This is a genomic window from Sphingomonas sp. RIT328, from assembly GCF_000632225.1.
In the GTDB taxonomy this organism is placed as follows: domain Bacteria; phylum Pseudomonadota; class Alphaproteobacteria; order Sphingomonadales; family Sphingomonadaceae; genus Sphingomonas; species Sphingomonas kyungheensis.
The window spans coordinates 53948-70865 of sequence record NZ_JFYV01000008.1 but is presented as its reverse complement, the minus strand read 5'-3'; the positions used below and the strand labels follow the sequence as shown (position 1 = coordinate 70865).

Sequence of the window (16918 nt, the reverse complement as noted above, 5' to 3'; positions counted from 1 at the left end):
ACCGCCGGCCTCCCACCGCATTACCCTCTTGCTTGCCGTTGCGGTTTGCCACAACGTGTAGCGGTCAAGTTCGGGGGACGACCCAACTACTGGTAGAGAACACTGGCGACACCCATATCGGGTAGCGCCAAGGGACTGGTCGCGTCAGCGCGATGTGCTCTTTTTGTTCTCCTCTTGGGGCGTCTTGGTGGTAGCATCCAATTGCGCCGCCGATTCGAACACTTAGAGAACGAAGGACCGGGTGCGATGGATTTCAGGGATACGCAGGGTGAGGCCATGACCAGCGACACGATCGAAGCGCCCGTCCGCGATGCGGACGCCAGTGACACGACCACCACCGCCGCCCCCGCGGCCGAGACCGGCACCGGCAGCCGGACGGTGCGCGCGCGTCCCTATCCGGTCGAAGTCGACCATAGCCGCGACGCGCTGCTGACCGATTTCGGCAAGGAGACGCTCAACGACCGCTATCTGCTGCCGGGTGAGGGCTATCAGGACCTGTTCGTCCGCGTCGCCTCGGCCTATGCCGACGACGCCGGCCATGCGCAGCGGCTGTACGACTACATCTCGAAACTGTGGTTCATGCCGGCGACGCCGGTGCTGTCGAACGGCGGCACCGGTCGCGGCCTGCCGATCAGCTGCTATCTCAACTCGGTGCCCGACAGCCTCAACGGCATCGTCGACACCTGGAACGAGAATGTCTGGCTCGCCAGCCGTGGCGGCGGCATCGGCACCTATTGGGGCAACGTCCGCGGCATCGGCGAACCGGTCGGCCTCAACGGCAAGACCAGCGGCATCATCCCCTTCGTCCGCGTGATGGATTCGCTGACCCTCGCGATCAGCCAGGGCTCGCTGCGCCGCGGCTCGGCCGCCTGCTATCTCGACATCAGCCACCCGGAGATCGAGGAGTTCCTCGAGATCCGCAAGCCGAGCGGCGACTTCAACCGCAAGGCGCTTAACCTCCACCACGGCGTGCTGCTCACCGATGCCTTCATGGAGGCGGTGCGCGACGGCGCCGAATGGAACCTGCTCAGCCCCAAGGACCAGACCGTCCGCGCCACCGTCGACGCGCGCTCGCTGTTCCAGAAGCTGGTCGAGACCCGCCTGCAGACCGGCGAGCCGTACATCGTCTTCGCCGATCACGTGAACCGCACGATGCCCAAGCATCACCGCGAGCTCGGCCTCAAGGTGTCGACCTCCAACCTCTGCTCCGAGATCACGCTGCCGACCGGCAAGGACCATCTCGGCAACGACCGGACCGCGGTCTGCTGCCTGTCGTCGCTCAACCTCGAGACGTGGGACCAGTGGAAGGACGACAAGGTCTTCATCGAGGACGTGATGCGCTTCCTCGACAACGTGCTGCAGGATTACATCGACCGCCACGAGCCGGGCATGGAGCGCGCCGCCTATTCGGCCGGCCGCGAACGGTCGGTCGGGCTCGGCGTGATGGGCTTCCACTCCTTCCTCCAGGCGCGCGGCCTGCCGTTCGAAGGGGCGATGGCGAAGAGCTGGAACCTGCGCATCTTCAAGCACATCAACGCGCAGGTGAACGAAGCGTCGATGCAGCTCGCGATCGAGCGCGGCCCCTGCCCCGACGCCGCCGACGTCGGCGTGATGGAGCGGTTCAGCTGCAAGATGGCGATCGCGCCGACCGCGTCGATCAGCATCATCTGCGGCGGCACCTCGGCCTGCATCGAGCCGATCCCCGCCAATATCTACACGCACAAGACGCTGTCGGGCAGCTTCTCGGTCAAGAACCCCTATCTCGAAAAGCTGCTCATCGAGAAGTCGAAGAACAGCGAGGCGGTGTGGAACTCGATCCTCGAACACGGCGGCTCGGTCCAGCATCTCGACTTCCTCAGCCAGGAGGAGAAGGACTGCTACAAGACCAGCTTCGAGATCGACCAGCGTTGGCTGCTCGAGCTCGCCGGCGATCGCACGCCGTATATCGACCAGGCGCAGTCGCTCAACCTGTTCATCCCGGCGGACGTCGAGAAGTGGGATCTGCTGATGCTCCACTTCCGCGCCTGGGAACTGGGCATCAAGTCGCTCTACTATCTGCGCTCCAAGTCGGTGCAGCGGGCTGGCTTCGCCGGCAGCGGCGGCGTCGAGGCGGACAATACCATCGCCGCACCGACCTTCGAGATCGGCGAGACGACCGATTATGATGAATGTCTGGCGTGCCAGTGAGGTGACGGGGTTGGCGCTCTTCGACTAGCGCGACCACAGGCGGGTATATCGCATGACGCTTCCCCCTCACCCTTCCGCGCCTTCGGCGCTCCCTCCCTCTCCCACAAGGGGAGAGGGAACGGAGGCTCAAGCTTCCTTTCCCCTTGTGGGAGAGGGAAGGGGCCTACGGCCGCAGGCCGTGGGAAGGGTGAGGGGGAATGCACAAGGCCTGACCAAACGCCAGCAACTCCCTGCCCTCACCGTCACCCGATCACGCAAGCTCCGCAAGGAGATGGGCGAACCGGAGTTGCGGCTATGGCAGGCCCTGCGCGAAACCTTCCCGAACCTGCGCTTCCGCCGCCAAGTCCCTTTCGGCCCCTATCACGCGGACTTCACGACCCACGCCGTGCGCCTGATCGTCGAAGTCGACGGCGACGACCACGCCACCAAGATCAAGCAAGACGCCGCCCGTACCCGCTTCCTCCAGACCGAAGGCTACCACGTGATCCGCTTCACCAATGCCGATGTGATGGAAGCCATCGAGGGCGTCGTGCAGACGATCGCGGCGATCGTCGCGGACATGAAAAAGGGCCGCCCGTAATGGACGGCCCCCTCGCCCTCCCACGGCCTGCGGCCGCGGGTCCCTCCGGCATCGGGTCGGCCACGCTCCCAGCGTGGCCTAGACAGCGCGGCGCGCGGTCTACCCGATGCTCCCACAAGGGGAGAGGGACGGACGGATCACTCCGCCTCTTCGAACATGTCGACGGCGTTGGCGGCGGTCGCCGACAGGCGCACCGTATCGCCTTCGATCTCGGCGACGAGGCCGGCCGGCAGGTAGTGGTGCTTGCCGCCCTGCCCGTCCTCGGTGCTCGGCGAATCGTTCTTGGTGAGCTTGATCCGCTCGCCCTCGACGTGATCGACGGTGCCGACATGGACGCCGTCGGCGCCGATGACCGTCATATGCTCCTTGATGTTGCTGTGATCGTGCATGACATTGCTCCTGCAAGGGGTTCGGCGGTCCAACGAGCCGATGCCGATTTGGATGCATCGCACCGCACGGGCCGGAGCCTGCCCTGATGCCGCTCGAAAGCCTCATCATGTTCGCGGTCGCCGCGGTGTTCGGCCTCGCCGGCGCGTGGATGCTGTTCGAACTGCGCCGCCCGCAGGGGCCGGCGCGGGTCTATGTCTACCGGATGGCGGGGATCATGGCGGTCAGCCTCGCCGTCGTCCTCGCCTTTTCGGCGCATGCGATGTGGCAATGGGCCACGCCATGAGCCCCCCTTTCCCCCATTTTCCGGAGTAACCCCATGTCCCTTCTCGAAGCCCGCAAGCAGTACAAGCCGTTCGAATACCCCTGGGCGTTCGAATTCTGGAAGCGTCAGCAGCAGCTCCACTGGCTGCCCGAAGAGGTGCCGCTCGGCGAGGATTGCCGCGACTGGGCGCAGAAGCTGACCGATCACGAGCGCAACCTGCTCACCCAGATCTTCCGCTTCTTCACCCAGGCGGACGTCGAGGTGCAGGATTGCTATCACGAGAAATACGGCCGCGTGTTCAAGCCGACCGAGGTCAAGATGATGCTGACCGCGTTCAGCAATATGGAGACGGTGCATATCGCCGCCTACAGCCATCTGCTCGACACGATCGGCATGCCCGAGAGCGAGTACGGCGCCTTCCTCGAATATGCCGAGATGAAGGAGAAGCATGATTACATGCAGAACTTCGGCGTCGACAGCGACGAGGACATCGCCCGCACGCTCGCCATGTTCGGCGGCTTCACCGAAGGCGTGCAGCTGTTCGCCAGCTTCGCGATGCTGATGAACTTCCCGCGCTTCAACAAGATGAAGGGCATGGGGCAGATCGTCACCTGGTCGATCCGCGACGAATCGCTGCATTGCGAGGGCATCATCAAGATGTTCCACACCTTCTGCGCCGAGCGTCAGTGCCTGACCAAGGCGGTGAAGGACGACATCGCCGACGTCTGCCAGACGACGATCCGGCTCGAGGACAATTTCATCGATCTCGCGTTCGAGATGGGCCCGGTCAACGGCATGACGCCCAAGGAGATCAAGAAGTATATCCGCTACATCGCCGACTGGCGGATGGGGCAGCTCGGCCTCAAGCCGATCTACATGATCGACGAACACCCGCTGCCGTGGCTCGCGCCGATGCTCAACGGCGTCGAGCACGCCAATTTCTTCGAACAGCGCGCGACCGAATATTCCAAGGCCGCGACCAAGGGCCAGTGGAACGACGTCTGGGATTCGTTCGACAAGCGCCAGAAGGCGAAGATCGGCCGCCCGGCGAACGAGGATGCGGGCGAGGCGAGCGGCGATATGTTCGCGCAGGCTGGCGTCGCGGCGGAGTAAGGCCGTCACGATGTGGTGGATCGGACACTGGTCCACCACATCAACCATGCCGGCGCGGCCGTGCTACGGTGCCAAAGGATAGCGCCGCCACGTGTGCAGGATCGTCAGCACGTCGACCTCGCTCTCAGATGCCAGCGCATAGACGATCAGATACGGCAATCCGACGACCGAGAACTCCCGCGTCCCGGCCACTTGGCCGACCCGCCCGAGCAACGGAAACGACCCGAACATCATCGCTGTCTGGATAACGCGGCTGATCGTGCGGTCGGCCGCGGACTCGTTATGCTCGCTGATCCAGTCGCGGATGGCGATCAGATCGTCCCGCGCCTGCGGCGTGAACCTAACGTTCAAGCGTCAGATCACGCCATATCTGGTCGACCGGGATCATCGCCCCGCGGTCACGAGACTGATCGAGACCACGTTCGATCTTCGCCCGCTTCCATGCCGCATAGCCCGGCTCGGCCGATGTCTCGCTCACGGCGTCGTCATGGTTCGGGTGAGTCGCCATGGGTGGGAAGATACGCCGGCGCGTCGATCAGGCAAGAGCAGCACCCTTCCGACAAAGGGAAACCGGCAATCCGTACTGGCGAGCGGCGGATGTCGACCGGCCGTGCCTACCCATCCTCCACGACAAGAGAATGGGCACGCGACAGACCGCGCCTCACTCCACCAACGCCTCATTCCCCGCAAACCCCAGCCGCGTGATCCCCGCCCGCTTCACCTCGGCCAGCACCTGATCGAAGCGGTCGTAGCGCGCGTCCGGATCGGTCCTCATCACCAGCAGCGCCGCCCGATCCGCGTCGAGCGCCTTGAACCGCGCGGGCATCGCCGCATCGCTCAGCGCGGCACCATCCAGCGTCACCGTACCGTCGCGCGCCAGCACCAGCGGATGCGTCACCGTCTCGCTCGGCGGCGCATAGCCCTGCGGCAGGTCGATCGGCACTTTGTGCAGCACGGTCGGCAGCGTCAGGATCATCATCACCAGCAGCACCAGCATGACGTCGATCAGCGGCGTGATGTTGAGGTCGGACAACGGCTGGTCGAAAGCCGGTGCGGCGGGAGCAAAGGCACGCTTGCGTGGCATCGATGGTCTCCTGGTGATGTGACATCATGTCATCACGATTGCGGAGGGTCGTCAAGCCCGTCGCGCTTAACCCTGTTGCGCAACCCGGCGGCAAGGCCGCGCCGCTATTGCGATGCTCATGCTCCCCTCCCCCCGCATCTTCCGCAGCCGCTGGGCGGCGCTGCTCTGGGCGGGCGGGATCATCTGGGCGGCGGTTGACTATGCCGGCTCGGCGCCGGACCATCAGGGCAACGACAGCGCCGTCACCGACGCGGCGGGCGATCCCGCCAATGCCGCCGACCTCCAGGCGGTCGCCAATCTGATCGGCGAGTGAGTCGCGCCCGCCCGGTCGCGCCGGCCTCGCCGACCCTGCCGCCAAGTCACGGAGCGGGCACCCTCTTCCGACCACTAGCAACAACCTCTGTCCTACACGCCCGAACCTACGCTAGCCTGCGCACACCGGCTCCCTTGCCGGCGGCGGCTCTTTCTCAATCGGTCAGGATTCGAAACGATGGCAGGTGATCGTTTCCGGTAAGGTGTCCATCTTGTCCATGTTCGGCGTCCAACCGCCTGACATGCCACGACAGGCCTATTTCGGCCCGCTCAGCGCCCGCGCCGCGTCGGGGCGTGGAAGTCGGCGGGCTTGTCGGCGATCCAGCGGGCGAAGCGCGCGATCCCCGGATGCGCGGCGAGCGCGGCGGGATCGGCATAGGTCCGCGCCAGCTCGGCATTGGGGATCAGCGCATGCACGGTGCGGTGGCAGATCGGATGGACCGCGGCGGTGACGCGGCCGCCTTCGGACTTGGGGACGAGATGGTGCCATTCCACCTTGGCCCCGAGCGGCCGGCCGCAGATCGGGCACGGCGCCGGCGGCGTCTCGCGCGCGGCGCGTGCCGCGGCCTCCGCCAGCCCCGCCTTGCGCTTCACCCGTCCGACCATGGCCTTGATATAGGGTCCGAACCGTCGACGACGAGGCGGCGGATACGAAAAGGGCGGGCCTGCCGTAGCAGACCCGCCCCCGTCTCACTCGTGTGCGTTGCGCTTAGAAGTGCGCGACGACACCCGCCATCGGGCGGAAGCTGTGCGCGTCGTCGAAGGTCGAAACCTCCATACGCAGGCGCAGGCCCGAATTGCCGGTCAGGCCACCGAGACCGATGTCCTTCGGGCCGACCTCGGCGCCGATGCCATAGACGGTCGCGTGATAGTCGCGGTTCAGGTCGCCGACGACGCCCGGCGCGAAATTGTGGAAGTTGTTCCAGCGATAGCCGACCTTGCCGTAGAACAGGCCGCTGTCACCGGCGCGGAAGCCCGCGCGGCCATAGGCGCCATACTGCCAGTCGATGTCACCCGACACGCCCTTGGCGACCGCACCTTCGGCGCCGACGAACACCGGGCCGAGCGGCACGTTGAAGCCGACGATGCCTTCGATCAGCGCGCCGTCGAGGTTATAGCCCTTGGGCTGCGCGGGGATGCCGGCGACGGTCTGGCGGTCGAACTGCTCCCAGCCGCCCATCACGGCGACATACGGCTCGATGCCGAAGGCGCGCGTGCCGTCCGGAGCCTTGGGCGCGGTGTCGACCTGCGCGTCGGTGGCGACGGTGGTGTCGGTCGTGCCGGTGGTCGACATGTCCTGCGCGAAGGCGGGGACGGCGAAGGACGCTGCCGCAACGGCGGCCGCGAGGGCGAGCTTACGCATATGTGATTACCTTTATTGCCTCAACTCGGGCGACGACACCGCAGCGTCGATCAGCCCAGGTCCGTTCAAACCGCGCTTTCGGACCTTTGTTGCAATGCGAAGTCGCTTTTACCGGGAACGTTCCGCGATGTGGCTTTCCGATCACACTTCCTTGCCAAGCGATGAACGAAATCCGCCCAAATCGTGGCGTGACCGTGGCAAAACACTGCGGCCGAGCGGCCACAGCGGCGTGCCTCAGGGACGCACCGGGGAAAGGGCAAGGATGCTGCACTAGCGTTGCGCGGCACGAACCTCGGGTCGGGAGGGCGCTCCGGCGGCGGTGGGCAGGCGCGGTCTATGGCCTGACGCGGCGGCATAATTGTCGATGTCCGACTGGCCGCGGGAGGCGGCGGCGGCGACATCGACCGTACGCGTCGATCGCTGGGCGGCACGGTCGGAACAGGCGGCGAGCAGCGCGCACGCCGGAAGGAAGAGCAGGATACGCATCACTCGTCCGATGGTCTGCCGCCCGGCCCCGCACCGCCGCCTACCCGCGGCGGCGCAAGGCCGGGTGGATCATCTCAGGCTCAGGGCCGCAGCGCGACGTCGTCGGCGTCGCTGACGTCCTCGGACGTCGTATCGCTGTCGAAATCGTCCTGGGCGTCGTCCTCGTCGATGTCCGCCTCGTCCATCGTCACAGTCGGGTCGCTCTCGCCGACCTCCTGCGAATCCATGTCGAGCTCGTCGATCGATTCCTCTTCCTCGTCGTCGTCGCCGATGTCGGGGTTGAGGTCGGTCAGCACCAGCCCGTCGCTGGGGCCGTTGCGCGTCGCCTCGAGGATCTCGGCGCGCTGGCTCTCGTCATAGCCTTCCTCGTCATAGCCGTCGTCGCCCGACCCGTGGCTCGTGACCTGATGTCCGCCCATCACAACCTCCTCGTGTTACCGGGTGCGAACGGCGGGGCGCGCGCCCGGTTCCGTCCACACCGCCGGACGCGCGGATCAGACGGGGCGGAACAATCGCCCGCGCTCGGTCGCCGCGACGATGCCGAGCGAGACGAGACCGCAGATCAGGAAGCCCCCGGCGAGCGGCGCGGTGGTGCCGTCGAACGCCTGGCCGATCACCACGCCGATCACCGCGCCGAGGGTGATGCTGGCAAAGCCCTGCACGCTGGACGCGGTGCCGGCGATCGCACCCATATTCTCCATCGCCATCGACGAGAAATTGGAGGTGGCGAGGCCGAAACAGCCCATCGTCAGCGCCTGGAGGATGACGAAACCGACCAGCGTCTCATAGCCCAGCACGGCGAGGGCGAGGTGGATCGCGCTCAGCACCACCAGCAGCGCCAGCGCGCTGTGGCTGATCAGCCGCGTGCCGAGCCGCATCACCAGCCGCGCGTTGGTCAGGTTCGCCGCCGCCATCAGCGTCGCCGTCACCGCGAACATCACCGCGAGCAGCCGCGGCTGCCGGAAGGTGTCGAACATGATCTGCTGGACGGAATTGAGATAGCCGTAGAGCGCGCCGAGCAGCGCGGTCGAGGCGAGCGCATAGCCGAGCGACATCCGGTCGCCGAGCGTCTGCCGCCATCCCGCGGCGACGCGGCCCAGCGACAGCGGCAGTTGTGCCTCGACCCGCAGCGTCTCGGGCATGCGCAGGAAGAACCAGGTCCAGATCAGGGCGCTGAGCCCCGCCACCGTCCAGAAGATGCCGCGCCAATTGGCGAACAGCAGCACCGTCTGGCCGAAGGCGGGGGCGAGCACGGGAACGATCATGAAGACCATGAACGCGATCGACATCACCCGCGCCATCGGCCGGCCGTGATAGCAGTCGCGCACCATCGCCACCGTCGCGACGCGCGTCGCCGCGACCATCGCGCCGCCGAACACGCGCGCGGCGAGCAGCAGCGGGAAGCTCGCCGCCATCGCGCAGGCGATATTGGCGAGGACATAACCGCCGATCGCGGCGAGCAGCACCGTCCGCCGCCCGTAACGGTCGGCGAGCGGCCCATGTGCGATCTGCGCGATGCCGAAACCGAAGACGAAGGCGGTGACGATGAACTGGCGCTGGTTCTCGGTCGCGATGTCGAGCGTGACGCCGATCGCCGGCAGCGCGGGCAGCATCGAATCGATGCCGAGCGCGGCGAGCGACATCAGCGCCGCGACCAGCGCGACGAATTCGGCGAAACCGATCGGCGCGCCGGCGGGCTCCACCGCCGCGGCGGGGGCACCGGCGGTCGCCGGCGCGGGAGTGTGCGAGGAGCGGGTCACGGGGCGCCCTCCTACCGGGAAGCGATCGGCTCCGGAACCCTTGATCGCATGCGCCGACCGGCCTAGCGTATTGCCGACGCAATACACGAGGTTGCCATGATCCGCCTGTCGCTCTGTGCCCTGTCCGCCTTGTCGCTCGCCGCCTGCGATCGCGGTCCGGGCACGTCGGTGACGATCAACGCCGATGGCGGCAATGTGCTCGGCGCGGTCGATGGCGCGACCGGGCAGGTCAAGATCGCGGTGCCGGGCTTCTCGGGCCAGCTCAAGCTGCCCAAGGTGCAACTCAAGGCCGACAATTTCGATCTCAACGGCGTCCACCTCTATCCGGGCTCCACGATCGACGCGGTCGACGTCGCCGGCGGCAGGAACGACGATGGCGGCCTGCGCGTCCGCTTCACCAGCCCCGCCAGCCCCGATCAGGTGCGCGGCTGGTTCACCGAGCGGCTCGCCAAGGCGGGCTTCACCGTCCATCCGGACGGCCAGGGCCTGACCGGCACCACCGAAGAAAAGCAGCCCTTCCACCTCGACCTCGCCGGTGACGGCAGCAACGCCAAGGGCACGATCACCGTCGGCGGATAAGGCTCCGCGCGCCCGCCTATCCCGCCGCGACCTCGCGCGCGGCGGCGAGCACCGCCGCCGCATGGCCGGGCACGCGCACCTTGCGCCACGCCCGCACCAGCCGACCGTCATGCCCGAACAGGAAGGTGGCGCGCTCGATCCCCATATAGGTGCGGCCATAAAGCTGCTTCTCGCCCCACACGCCGAAGGCGTCGCAGGCGCTGCCGTCCTCGTCGCTCGCCAGCGTGACGGTGAGGCCGTGCTTGGCGGTAAAGGCGGCATGTTTGGCGGGCGGGTCCTTGCTGATCCCGATCACCGTCACCCCCGCCGCGGCGAAATCCGCCGCAAGCGCGGAGAAATCCTGCGCCTCGCGGGTACAGCCGCTGGTATCGTCCTTGGGGTAGAAATAGAACACCGCCGGGCCGGATATCGCGGCGAGCGGCATCGCGCTGCCGTCGGCGGCGGTCACCGTCACCGCAGGTATCGTTGCGCCATCATCCATCCGAGCCTCCCGTCGCCTGCGTCCAGGCCGCCGCCACGTCCTGCCGCGTCATCGCCAGCGCTTCAAGCACCGCCGGCCAATCGGCGAGTCGCAAGGCGCGCGCAATCAGCGCCTGCGTCGCCGGCGACGGCTCGGCGGCATCGGGCGCGACCAGCCGCAGCACCACGAGCAGCCGCGTCAGCTGATCGTTCGCCACCGCCAGCGCCGCGGGCAGCAGGCCCGATGCGACCAGCGCGCCGATCGCCCGCCCGAGGTGCGGATCGAAGCCTATACGATGGCGCAACTGCGTCAGGTGAACGGTGAATTCGAGATCGACCAGTCCGCCGGGCAGCAATTTGGCGTCGAGCGGCCCGGTCGGCGGCTTGTGCCGGGCCATCTCGGCGCGCATCGCCACCGCCTCGCCGGTCAGGTTCCGCGCCGGCCGCTCGCCCGCCAGCACCGCGTCGATCACCGCGGCGGCGGCCGCCCGCGCCTCGGCCGAGCCGAACACCGGCCGCGCCCGCGTCAGCGCCATATGCTCCCAGGTCCAGGCATCCTCGCGCTGATAGCGGGCGAAGGACTCGAGCGAGACGACCAGCGGCCCCTGCGTCCCCGACGGGCGCAGCCGCGTGTCGACCGGGTAGAGCGGCCCCGCCGCGGTCGCCACCGACAGCGCCGCGGTGATCCGCTGCGCGAGGCGATTGTAATAGAGCGTCGCGCCGAGCGGCTTGGCGCCGTCCGATTCCGCACGGAAGTCCCCGGTAAACAGATAGACGAGGTCAAGGTCGCTGGCGTGGGTCAGCGCCGCGCCGCCGAGCCGTCCGAAGGCGAGGATCAGCAGCTCGCTGCCCGGCACCCGGCCATGGCTGCGCGCGAATTCTGCGATCGTCGCCTCGGCGAGGACCGCGATCGCCGCCTCGGCGAGCCGCGCATAGCCCGCCGCCGCATCGAGCGGATCGGCTGCGCCTGCCACCACCTGCGCACCGAGCGCGAACCGTTTCTCCCCGACGCTGCGGCGGACGTGGTCGAGCAGCGCCTGATAGTCGCCGCCCTCGCCGCGCCGCATCTCCGCCGCCAGCGCCTCGACCGGGCCGAGCGGCTCAAAGGCGCCGGGATCGATCAGCCAGTCGATCAGCTCGGGGCGCACGCCCAAGGCATCGGCGAGCGGCGCGGCATGGCTGAGGATCGTCGCGAGCAGCACCGCCAGCCCGGGACGCGCCTCGAGCAGCCGCAGGATGTTGATCGCGCTGGTCAGGCGTTCGAGCAGCCCGTCGAGCCGCCGCAACGCCGCACTCGGATCGGGCGCGTCGGCGAAGGCGGGCATCAGCGCCGGCAGCACCGCCTCCAGCGCGTCGCGCGCCGCCGGGCTGCGCAGCGCCGGATAGCGGCCGGCACGCCAGCGCGCGATCAGCGTCGCCGCACCGGCGCCATCGGGAAACCCCGCCTGCTCCAGCCGCGCGGCGAGCGCCTGCGGCTCGTGCGGGAAGTCGCCGCCGCGGCCGTCGTCGAGCGCGTCGTAGATCTGGCCGGCGCGCGCGACCGGCTCCCGCAACAGCGCGATCAGCGCCGCCCCGTCCGCAAGGCCGTGCAAGCGCGCCACCCCGTCGAGCGCCGCGCCGCCCGGCAGCACATGCGTCTGGCGATCGTCGATCATCTGGACACGATGCTCGATCGTCCGCAGCAGCGTATAGGATCGGCTCAGCGCCGCCGCCTCGTCCGTACCGATCCACCCCGCCTCCGCCAGCCGCGCCAGCGCGTCGCGCGTCGCGGGTGCGCGCAGGGCCGGATCGCGCCCGCCGTGGATCAGCTGATGGATCTGCGCGAAGAATTCCGCCTCGCGGATGCCGCCGCGGCCGCGCTTGAGGTCATAGCCCGCGCCGAACGCCTGGCCGCTCGCATAATGATCGCGGATGCGGCGGGAGAGGTCGCGGATCTCGCCGATCGCGCCGAAATCGAGCCCGCGCCGCCACACGAACGGCCGGATCGCATCGAGGAAATAGCCGCCGAGGGCGCGATCGCCGGCCGCGGCGCGGGCGCGGATGAACGCCGCCCGCTCCCAGGTCAGCGCCTGCGATTCGTAATAGCCGATCGCGCCGTCGACCGGCAGCGCGATCGGCGTCGCCTCGGGCGAGGGGCGCAGCCGCAGGTCGACGCGCAGCACATAGCCGTCGCCGTCGCGTGCCTGGAGCAGTTCGACGACGCGCTTGGCGATCCGCACCGCCGCTTCCTCCGGCTCCTCGCGCGCGCGGCGCGGCAACGTGCGCGGGTCGAAGATCAGGATGGGATCGATGTCCGACGAATAATTGAGCTCGCGGCTGCCCTGCTTGCCGAGCGCGATCGCCGCAAAGCCGCGCGGTGCCTCCCCCGGCGTGCGCTCGGCGATCGCCGCGGTGATCGCCCGGTCGAGCGCGCGATCGGCGAAGTCGCTGAGGCCCTGCGTCACCGCGGTCAGATCATAGACGCCGGCGAGATCGCCGATCGCGATCGCCAGCGCCAGCGCGCGCCGGTCGAGCCGCAACTGGCGGGCGATCGGCATATCCGGAGTCGCGGCGGTGTAGGCGAGGTCGAACATGCCGGCGGCGAGCCGCTCGGCGAGCACCGGCTCGCGATCCAGCAGCAATGCGAGGAACGGCGCATGCGCGCGGGCGCGATCGATCGCGGCGGAGACGGGCGTCGGCATCGCGGATATCCTTTATTGCAGTCGGCAACGTTTCCGCCACAGGATCGTTCTCCGGTCTATGCACATGGCTACGCAAACAACAGGACGCGCGCGCAACGGCGATTATGTCGTCCGTTTGCCACGCCCGGCCGATCCGCTCGGCCATGCTCTGCGCGGCGTCTTCGGTGAAACGCCAATGCCCGACGATCTCAAGACGTTGCTGGAGCGCCTCGACCGCGTCACGCACTGAGCGCGTTCCGGACAGGCGCGATCAGGGGCTGGCGATCGGAGCGGTGAGCAGCCGCCATCCGGTCGGCAGAAAGTCGGTCGACATATAGAAATAGAAGGCGCAGCTGCCGTCGGCGCGATAGCTGCCGCCCTTCAGAATTCCATAAGCGGTATCGCCGAGGAACACCGGGCTGCCGCTGTCGCCGCTCCTGCACACCGGCCCCGCCACCGTCGTCCAGGTCGGCAGGCAGGCGCCGCCGCACAGATCGCCCGCCGGCGCGAAGTCGGTCAGTTCGACCTCCGAACAGCTATAGCCGGTGCGCTCGCCGCGGTGGCAGACGATGTCGCCGGCGCGCGTACCGGCACGGCTGCGCGCATCGCCGACCGGCCGGCTGACGGTGCGCGCGCTGTCGGCATAGAATAAAGGCGCGAGCGGCACCGCGCTCGCGTTGATCTGCACGTCCTGATGGCCCCAGCCCCATTGCCCGACGAAGGGCAGGTCCTGTTCGATCCCGGCGGCATCGCGGGCGCGCAGCGCGTCGGGGCAATGCGCCGCGGTGGCGATGCCGGTACGCGTGCCGTCGGTGACGACGAAGCCGGCGGTGCACAGATAGCGATGACTGTCCCCCGGCACCTGCCCGACGACACGCGTCCCGCCCTGGATGCCGCCCATGTCGAGCGCCGGCTGGTCGACGACGCGCAGCCGCACCGGCACCTGCGTCAAGGCCGCGAGCCGCGCGGCAAGCGGCTCGGCGCCCTCCCGCGCGACGTCGCGCGTCGAAACCACCGCGACCAGCTCGCCGCTGCGCTGGTCGATGCCGAGGCCGGGCGGCGACAGCAGGCTGGCGCGGATCGCTGCCTGATAGGCACCGATTGCCTGGACCAGCCCGGTGTGCGTCGCCGCCGCGCCGGTGCTGAAGCTGATCCGCACCGGCGTGCCGTTCAGGTCGATGATCCGTTCGGGCTCCGCCGCCGTACCGGTCAGCGTCACGACGATGGAGAATTCAGGCCGATGGACGAGCGCGATCCCGGTCAGCCGCGCGGCGAATTCGTCGGCGATCGCGTCGGTCACCGGCGCGCTCGCCACCTGCAACCGCAACTGCCGCTCCGCCTCGTCGACCGGCAGCCCGAGCCGGTCGGCGACCGCCGCGGCATCCTGCGCGATCGCGGCGTCGAGCGACTCGACCGGCGCGACCACGGGCGGCGGCGCGACCAACGTCTGCGCCGCGAGCGGCGAACCCGCCGCCAGTCCCGCCGCTCCGATGATCATGCCCAGCCAGCGCCCCACGCCGCCCTTGTAGCGCAGACGGCTGGCCGGTCGATGAACGAACTACAAGGCGATCCGCAGCGTGCCGAGCACCGAGCGCGGCGCGCCCGGCATGTTGAGCAGCGCCGACGTACCATGTCCGGCGACGGTATAATGGACGTTGCCGAGATTATAGGCGTTGAGCTGCCAGCGCAGCGGCCCCGTCGCCACCCACAGCAGCCCGTCGACGGTGACATAATGCGGCAGCACCGTCGTGTTGAGCGGATCAGCCCAGCGGTCGCCGACATAATTGATTCCGCCGCCCAGCCCGAAGCGGCCGGCGAAGCTCTTGCTGAGGAAGCCGTTGGCGGCATGGCGCGGCGCGATCGTCGCACCCTTGCCGACGAAATCGGGGCGCGACGAGGCGGTGATCCGGGCATCGAGATAGGCATAGCCGGCGACCGCCTGGAACCCCGCGGGCAGCGTCATCTGCGCCGACAGTTCGACGCCACGCGTCCGCTGCGTGCCCGCCGCGACCAGCCGCGTCGGGTCGAGCGGATCGGTGCCCTTGATCCCGGTGCGGCGCAGCAGGAACCCCGCCGCCTGCACGTTGAGCGCGCCGCCGAGCAGCGTATATTTGCCGCCGACCTCCTTGTTGCTGGTCTGCTCGGGCGCGATGTCGGCATTGCTCGCGGTCAGTGCGAAGGTCTCGGCGGACGGCTGGAAGCTGCGGCTCCACGACAGATAATAGGATTGCGTCGCGTCGGGTTGCAGCACGATCCCGGCCCGCGGGCTCCACGCGATATCGGTGCGGACCAGCCGCGCCGCGACCGGCAGCCGCTGGTCGGTCGCCTGCCGGAAGCGATCGCGGCGGACGCCGACCAGCGCCTTGATGCCATGGCCGAAGTCGGCGAAATCCTGCACGTAGACGCCGCCGGTGTCGAACACGCTCGCGGTCGCCGTCGCGATCCGCGTGAAGCGGGCGGGATCGAGTACCGGCAGCACCGGCTTGAACAGCGACGTCACCGCCACCTTGACCTGCGCGAACGTATCCGCCCGCTTCGTCTGCCGGGACAGCTCGACGCCGTAGAGCAGCACGTGATCGACCCCGGCGAGCCGGCCGCGCCACGTCAGCTCCGCCTGATCGGACCAGCCTTCCTCGTCGCGGTTGAGCCGGCCGTGCTGCAAGGTCACCGTCCGCGCGACCGGATCGATCGCCGCGGGGAGCGTGCTGTTGCGCCACAGCCGGTAATCATAGTGGCGGAAGCCGTTGCGGAAGCGCAGTGCTTCGGACAGGCGGTGCGTCAGCTCGACGGTCTGCGAATAGACCTTGCTCGTCGTCGTATCCACGTCGCGCGCATTGGCGGCCCCGTAATAGGTCGACCGCGGCACGTCGATCGGCCGCCCGCCGAGCGCCGGAATGCCGAGGTCCATCAGCCGGTGATCGTGCAGCGCGTCGGCTTCGAGCATCAGCGTCGTTGCGCGCCCCTCGCCGATCAGCAGCGACGGCGCGATCGCGGAACGGCGCAGCAATTGCTGGTCGCGGAAGCTGTCGTCATCCTCGTGCGCGCCGGTGATGCGGAAGCCGACGCCGCTGCGCGCATCGAAACGGCCGACGTCCCATTCGGCACGCCGCGCGGCGTACGATCCGGCGCTTAACGCCGCGGCGGTGACATTGCTGTCGGGACGCTTGAGCACGCGGTTGATCAGCCCGCCCGACGATCCGCGCCCGAACAGCACCGCCGCCGGCCCCTTGACCACCTCGACCCGTTCGACGTTGGACAGGTCGCGGTAATAAAGCGCATCGTCCCGGAAGCCGTTCACATATTGGTCGGCGATCGCCGAGAAGCCGCGGATCGTGACCTGGTCGCGCTGGCCGTCGCCCGCCGCGAAGCTGACCCCCGGCACGTTCTTCAGCGCATCCTGCACCGACAAAGCGCGCTGGTCGCGCAGCACCGCCGCGGTGACGGTCGCGATCGATTGCGGGAGGTCGCGCAGCGGCACCGGGATCTTGGCGAGCCCGGTCTCGCTCGCCGTATAGCCCTGCGGCGAGGCGGTGACGAGGATCGTCTCGCCGGGTTCGTCCTCCGGCGCGGTCTGTGCCGCGGCGGCGGATACCGCGCCATAGCCGACTGCGATGGCGATGCCGATCCGCATCGCCAGACTGGTGTCGATCAAAAGAGCCCCCTTTATTGATACTGTTTCGCAT

Annotated in this window: 20 protein-coding genes; 7 read left to right on the top strand and 13 right to left on the bottom strand. The window is 68.4% G+C overall.

Annotation, left to right across the window (positions count from 1 at the left end; all coding sequences use genetic code 11):
* Positions 1–246: 246 nt before the first annotated feature.
* Positions 247–2187, top strand: a complete 1941-nt coding sequence (locus BW41_RS04940) for a ribonucleoside-diphosphate reductase subunit alpha (RefSeq protein WP_037531990.1) — start codon at positions 247–249, stop codon at positions 2185–2187.
* 187 nt (positions 2188–2374) lie between these two features.
* A complete protein-coding gene (locus BW41_RS04935; RefSeq protein ID WP_037531988.1) occupies positions 2375–2767 on the top strand; it encodes an endonuclease domain-containing protein in 393 nt (130 codons plus the stop codon).
* A gap of 137 nt (positions 2768–2904) precedes the next feature.
* On the opposite strand, the gene BW41_RS04930 is transcribed toward BW41_RS04935, so the two are convergent.
* Positions 2905–3156, bottom strand: a complete 252-nt coding sequence (locus BW41_RS04930) for a DUF2171 domain-containing protein (protein ID WP_037531986.1) — start codon at positions 3154–3156, stop codon at positions 2905–2907.
* Between the two features lie 86 nt (positions 3157–3242).
* Here BW41_RS04930 and BW41_RS04925 point away from each other — a divergent pair, with 86 nt between their 5' ends.
* The gene (locus BW41_RS04925) at positions 3243–3440 is read left to right on the top strand and encodes a hypothetical protein (RefSeq protein ID WP_037531984.1); all 198 of its coding nucleotides are present in this window, start codon (positions 3243–3245) and stop codon (positions 3438–3440) included.
* A gap of 33 nt (positions 3441–3473) precedes the next feature.
* Positions 3474–4532 carry a ribonucleotide-diphosphate reductase subunit beta gene (locus BW41_RS04920; protein WP_037531982.1) on the top strand — a complete coding sequence of 353 codons (1059 nt, stop codon included), beginning with the start codon at positions 3474–3476 and terminating at the stop codon, positions 4530–4532.
* 63 nt (positions 4533–4595) lie between these two features.
* Here the strand turns inward: BW41_RS04920 and BW41_RS04915 are convergent, their stop codons facing one another.
* The 3 genes from BW41_RS04915 to BW41_RS04910 all read right to left on the bottom strand — a co-directional run bounded on the left by BW41_RS04915 (position 4596) and on the right by BW41_RS04910 (position 5616).
* On the bottom strand, positions 4596–4883 hold the full coding sequence (locus BW41_RS04915; protein ID WP_037531980.1) for a type II toxin-antitoxin system RelE/ParE family toxin: 288 nt from the start codon (positions 4881–4883) through the stop codon (positions 4596–4598).
* Positions 4873–5010 (bottom strand): hypothetical protein, encoded by a 138-nt coding sequence (locus BW41_RS21195; RefSeq protein ID WP_153810791.1) that lies wholly within the window; start codon positions 5008–5010, stop codon positions 4873–4875. The genes BW41_RS04915 and BW41_RS21195 overlap by 11 nt, the downstream gene beginning before the upstream one ends.
* 183 nt (positions 5011–5193) lie before the next feature.
* Complete coding sequence (locus tag BW41_RS04910; protein WP_037531978.1) at positions 5194–5616, bottom strand: ExbD/TolR family protein; 423 nt, start codon at positions 5614–5616, stop codon at positions 5194–5196.
* A 118-nt stretch (positions 5617–5734) separates the two neighbouring features.
* Here BW41_RS04910 and BW41_RS04905 point away from each other — a divergent pair, with 118 nt between their 5' ends.
* Positions 5735–5929, top strand: coding sequence for a hypothetical protein (locus BW41_RS04905; RefSeq protein ID WP_037532045.1), 195 nt, complete (start codon positions 5735–5737; stop codon positions 5927–5929).
* A 269-nt stretch (positions 5930–6198) separates the two neighbouring features.
* On the opposite strand, the gene BW41_RS04900 is transcribed toward BW41_RS04905, so the two are convergent.
* The 5 genes from BW41_RS04900 to BW41_RS04880 form a co-directional block, all read right to left on the bottom strand.
* Entirely contained in the window at positions 6199–6522 is a 324-nt protein-coding gene (locus BW41_RS04900; RefSeq protein WP_235199522.1) for an HNH endonuclease, read from the bottom strand.
* Positions 6523–6637: 115 nt separating this feature from the next.
* Positions 6638–7291 carry an outer membrane protein gene (locus BW41_RS04895; protein WP_037531974.1) on the bottom strand — a complete coding sequence of 218 codons (654 nt, stop codon included), beginning with the start codon at positions 7289–7291 and terminating at the stop codon, positions 6638–6640.
* Between the two features lie 270 nt (positions 7292–7561).
* Complete coding sequence (locus BW41_RS04890) at positions 7562–7777, bottom strand: hypothetical protein (RefSeq protein WP_037531972.1); 216 nt, start codon at positions 7775–7777, stop codon at positions 7562–7564.
* 80 nt (positions 7778–7857) lie between these two features.
* The gene (locus BW41_RS04885; protein ID WP_037531970.1) at positions 7858–8196 is read right to left on the bottom strand and encodes a hypothetical protein; all 339 of its coding nucleotides are present in this window, start codon (positions 8194–8196) and stop codon (positions 7858–7860) included.
* A 75-nt stretch (positions 8197–8271) separates the two neighbouring features.
* Positions 8272–9537 (bottom strand): multidrug effflux MFS transporter, encoded by a 1266-nt coding sequence (locus BW41_RS04880; protein ID WP_037531968.1) that lies wholly within the window; start codon positions 9535–9537, stop codon positions 8272–8274.
* A 96-nt stretch (positions 9538–9633) separates the two neighbouring features.
* Here BW41_RS04880 and BW41_RS04875 point away from each other — a divergent pair, with 96 nt between their 5' ends.
* Positions 9634–10116 (top strand): hypothetical protein, encoded by a 483-nt coding sequence (locus BW41_RS04875; protein ID WP_037531965.1) that lies wholly within the window; start codon positions 9634–9636, stop codon positions 10114–10116.
* Between the two features lie 16 nt (positions 10117–10132).
* Here BW41_RS04875 and BW41_RS04870 read toward each other — a convergent pair whose 3' ends face one another.
* Together BW41_RS04870 and BW41_RS04865 are read right to left on the bottom strand one after the other, a co-directional pair.
* The gene (locus tag BW41_RS04870; protein WP_037531963.1) at positions 10133–10597 is read right to left on the bottom strand and encodes a peroxiredoxin; all 465 of its coding nucleotides are present in this window, start codon (positions 10595–10597) and stop codon (positions 10133–10135) included.
* Entirely contained in the window at positions 10590–13256 is a 2667-nt protein-coding gene (locus BW41_RS04865) for a bifunctional [glutamine synthetase] adenylyltransferase/[glutamine synthetase]-adenylyl-L-tyrosine phosphorylase (protein ID WP_037531961.1), read from the bottom strand. Before BW41_RS04865 ends, BW41_RS04870 begins: the two co-directional genes overlap by 8 nt.
* Before the next feature lie 58 nt (positions 13257–13314).
* On the opposite strand from BW41_RS04865, the gene BW41_RS21480 reads away from it, so the two are divergent.
* Positions 13315–13485, top strand: coding sequence for a hypothetical protein (locus BW41_RS21480; RefSeq protein WP_235199520.1), 171 nt, complete (start codon positions 13315–13317; stop codon positions 13483–13485).
* Between the two features lie 21 nt (positions 13486–13506).
* Here the strand turns inward: BW41_RS21480 and BW41_RS04860 are convergent, their stop codons facing one another.
* Together BW41_RS04860 and BW41_RS04855 are read right to left on the bottom strand one after the other, a co-directional pair.
* On the bottom strand, positions 13507–14751 hold the full coding sequence (locus tag BW41_RS04860) for a S1 family peptidase (protein ID WP_235199518.1): 1245 nt from the start codon (positions 14749–14751) through the stop codon (positions 13507–13509).
* Positions 14752–14793: 42 nt separating this feature from the next.
* A complete protein-coding gene (locus tag BW41_RS04855) occupies positions 14794–16887 on the bottom strand; it encodes a TonB-dependent receptor (RefSeq protein ID WP_051583254.1) in 2094 nt (697 codons plus the stop codon).
* Positions 16888–16918: the final 31 nt, after the last annotated feature.

What these genes read in the sequence shown, in the direction of transcription:
- BW41_RS04905 (WP_037532045.1), top strand. Translation starts at nt 5,735, where the DNA reads ATGCTCCCCTCCCCCCGCATCTTCCGCAGCCGCTGGGCGGCGCTGCTC.
- BW41_RS04870 (WP_037531963.1), bottom strand. Translation starts at nt 10,597, where the DNA reads ATGGATGATGGCGCAACGATACCTGCGGTGACGGTGACCGCCGCCGAC.
- BW41_RS21480 (WP_235199520.1), top strand. Translation starts at nt 13,315, where the DNA reads ATGCACATGGCTACGCAAACAACAGGACGCGCGCGCAACGGCGATTAT.
- BW41_RS04910 (WP_037531978.1), bottom strand. Translation starts at nt 5,616, where the DNA reads ATGCCACGCAAGCGTGCCTTTGCTCCCGCCGCACCGGCTTTCGACCAG.
- BW41_RS04890 (WP_037531972.1), bottom strand. Translation starts at nt 7,777, where the DNA reads ATGCGTATCCTGCTCTTCCTTCCGGCGTGCGCGCTGCTCGCCGCCTGT.
- BW41_RS04875 (WP_037531965.1), top strand. Translation starts at nt 9,634, where the DNA reads ATGATCCGCCTGTCGCTCTGTGCCCTGTCCGCCTTGTCGCTCGCCGCC.
- BW41_RS04885 (WP_037531970.1), bottom strand. Translation starts at nt 8,196, where the DNA reads ATGGGCGGACATCAGGTCACGAGCCACGGGTCGGGCGACGACGGCTAT.
- BW41_RS04930 (WP_037531986.1), bottom strand. Translation starts at nt 3,156, where the DNA reads ATGCACGATCACAGCAACATCAAGGAGCATATGACGGTCATCGGCGCC.
- BW41_RS04925 (WP_037531984.1), top strand. Translation starts at nt 3,243, where the DNA reads ATGCCGCTCGAAAGCCTCATCATGTTCGCGGTCGCCGCGGTGTTCGGC.
- BW41_RS04920 (WP_037531982.1), top strand. Translation starts at nt 3,474, where the DNA reads ATGTCCCTTCTCGAAGCCCGCAAGCAGTACAAGCCGTTCGAATACCCC.
- BW41_RS04865 (WP_037531961.1), bottom strand. Translation starts at nt 13,256, where the DNA reads ATGCCGACGCCCGTCTCCGCCGCGATCGATCGCGCCCGCGCGCATGCG.
- BW41_RS04940 (WP_037531990.1), top strand. Translation starts at nt 247, where the DNA reads ATGGATTTCAGGGATACGCAGGGTGAGGCCATGACCAGCGACACGATC.
- BW41_RS04895 (WP_037531974.1), bottom strand. Translation starts at nt 7,291, where the DNA reads ATGCGTAAGCTCGCCCTCGCGGCCGCCGTTGCGGCAGCGTCCTTCGCC.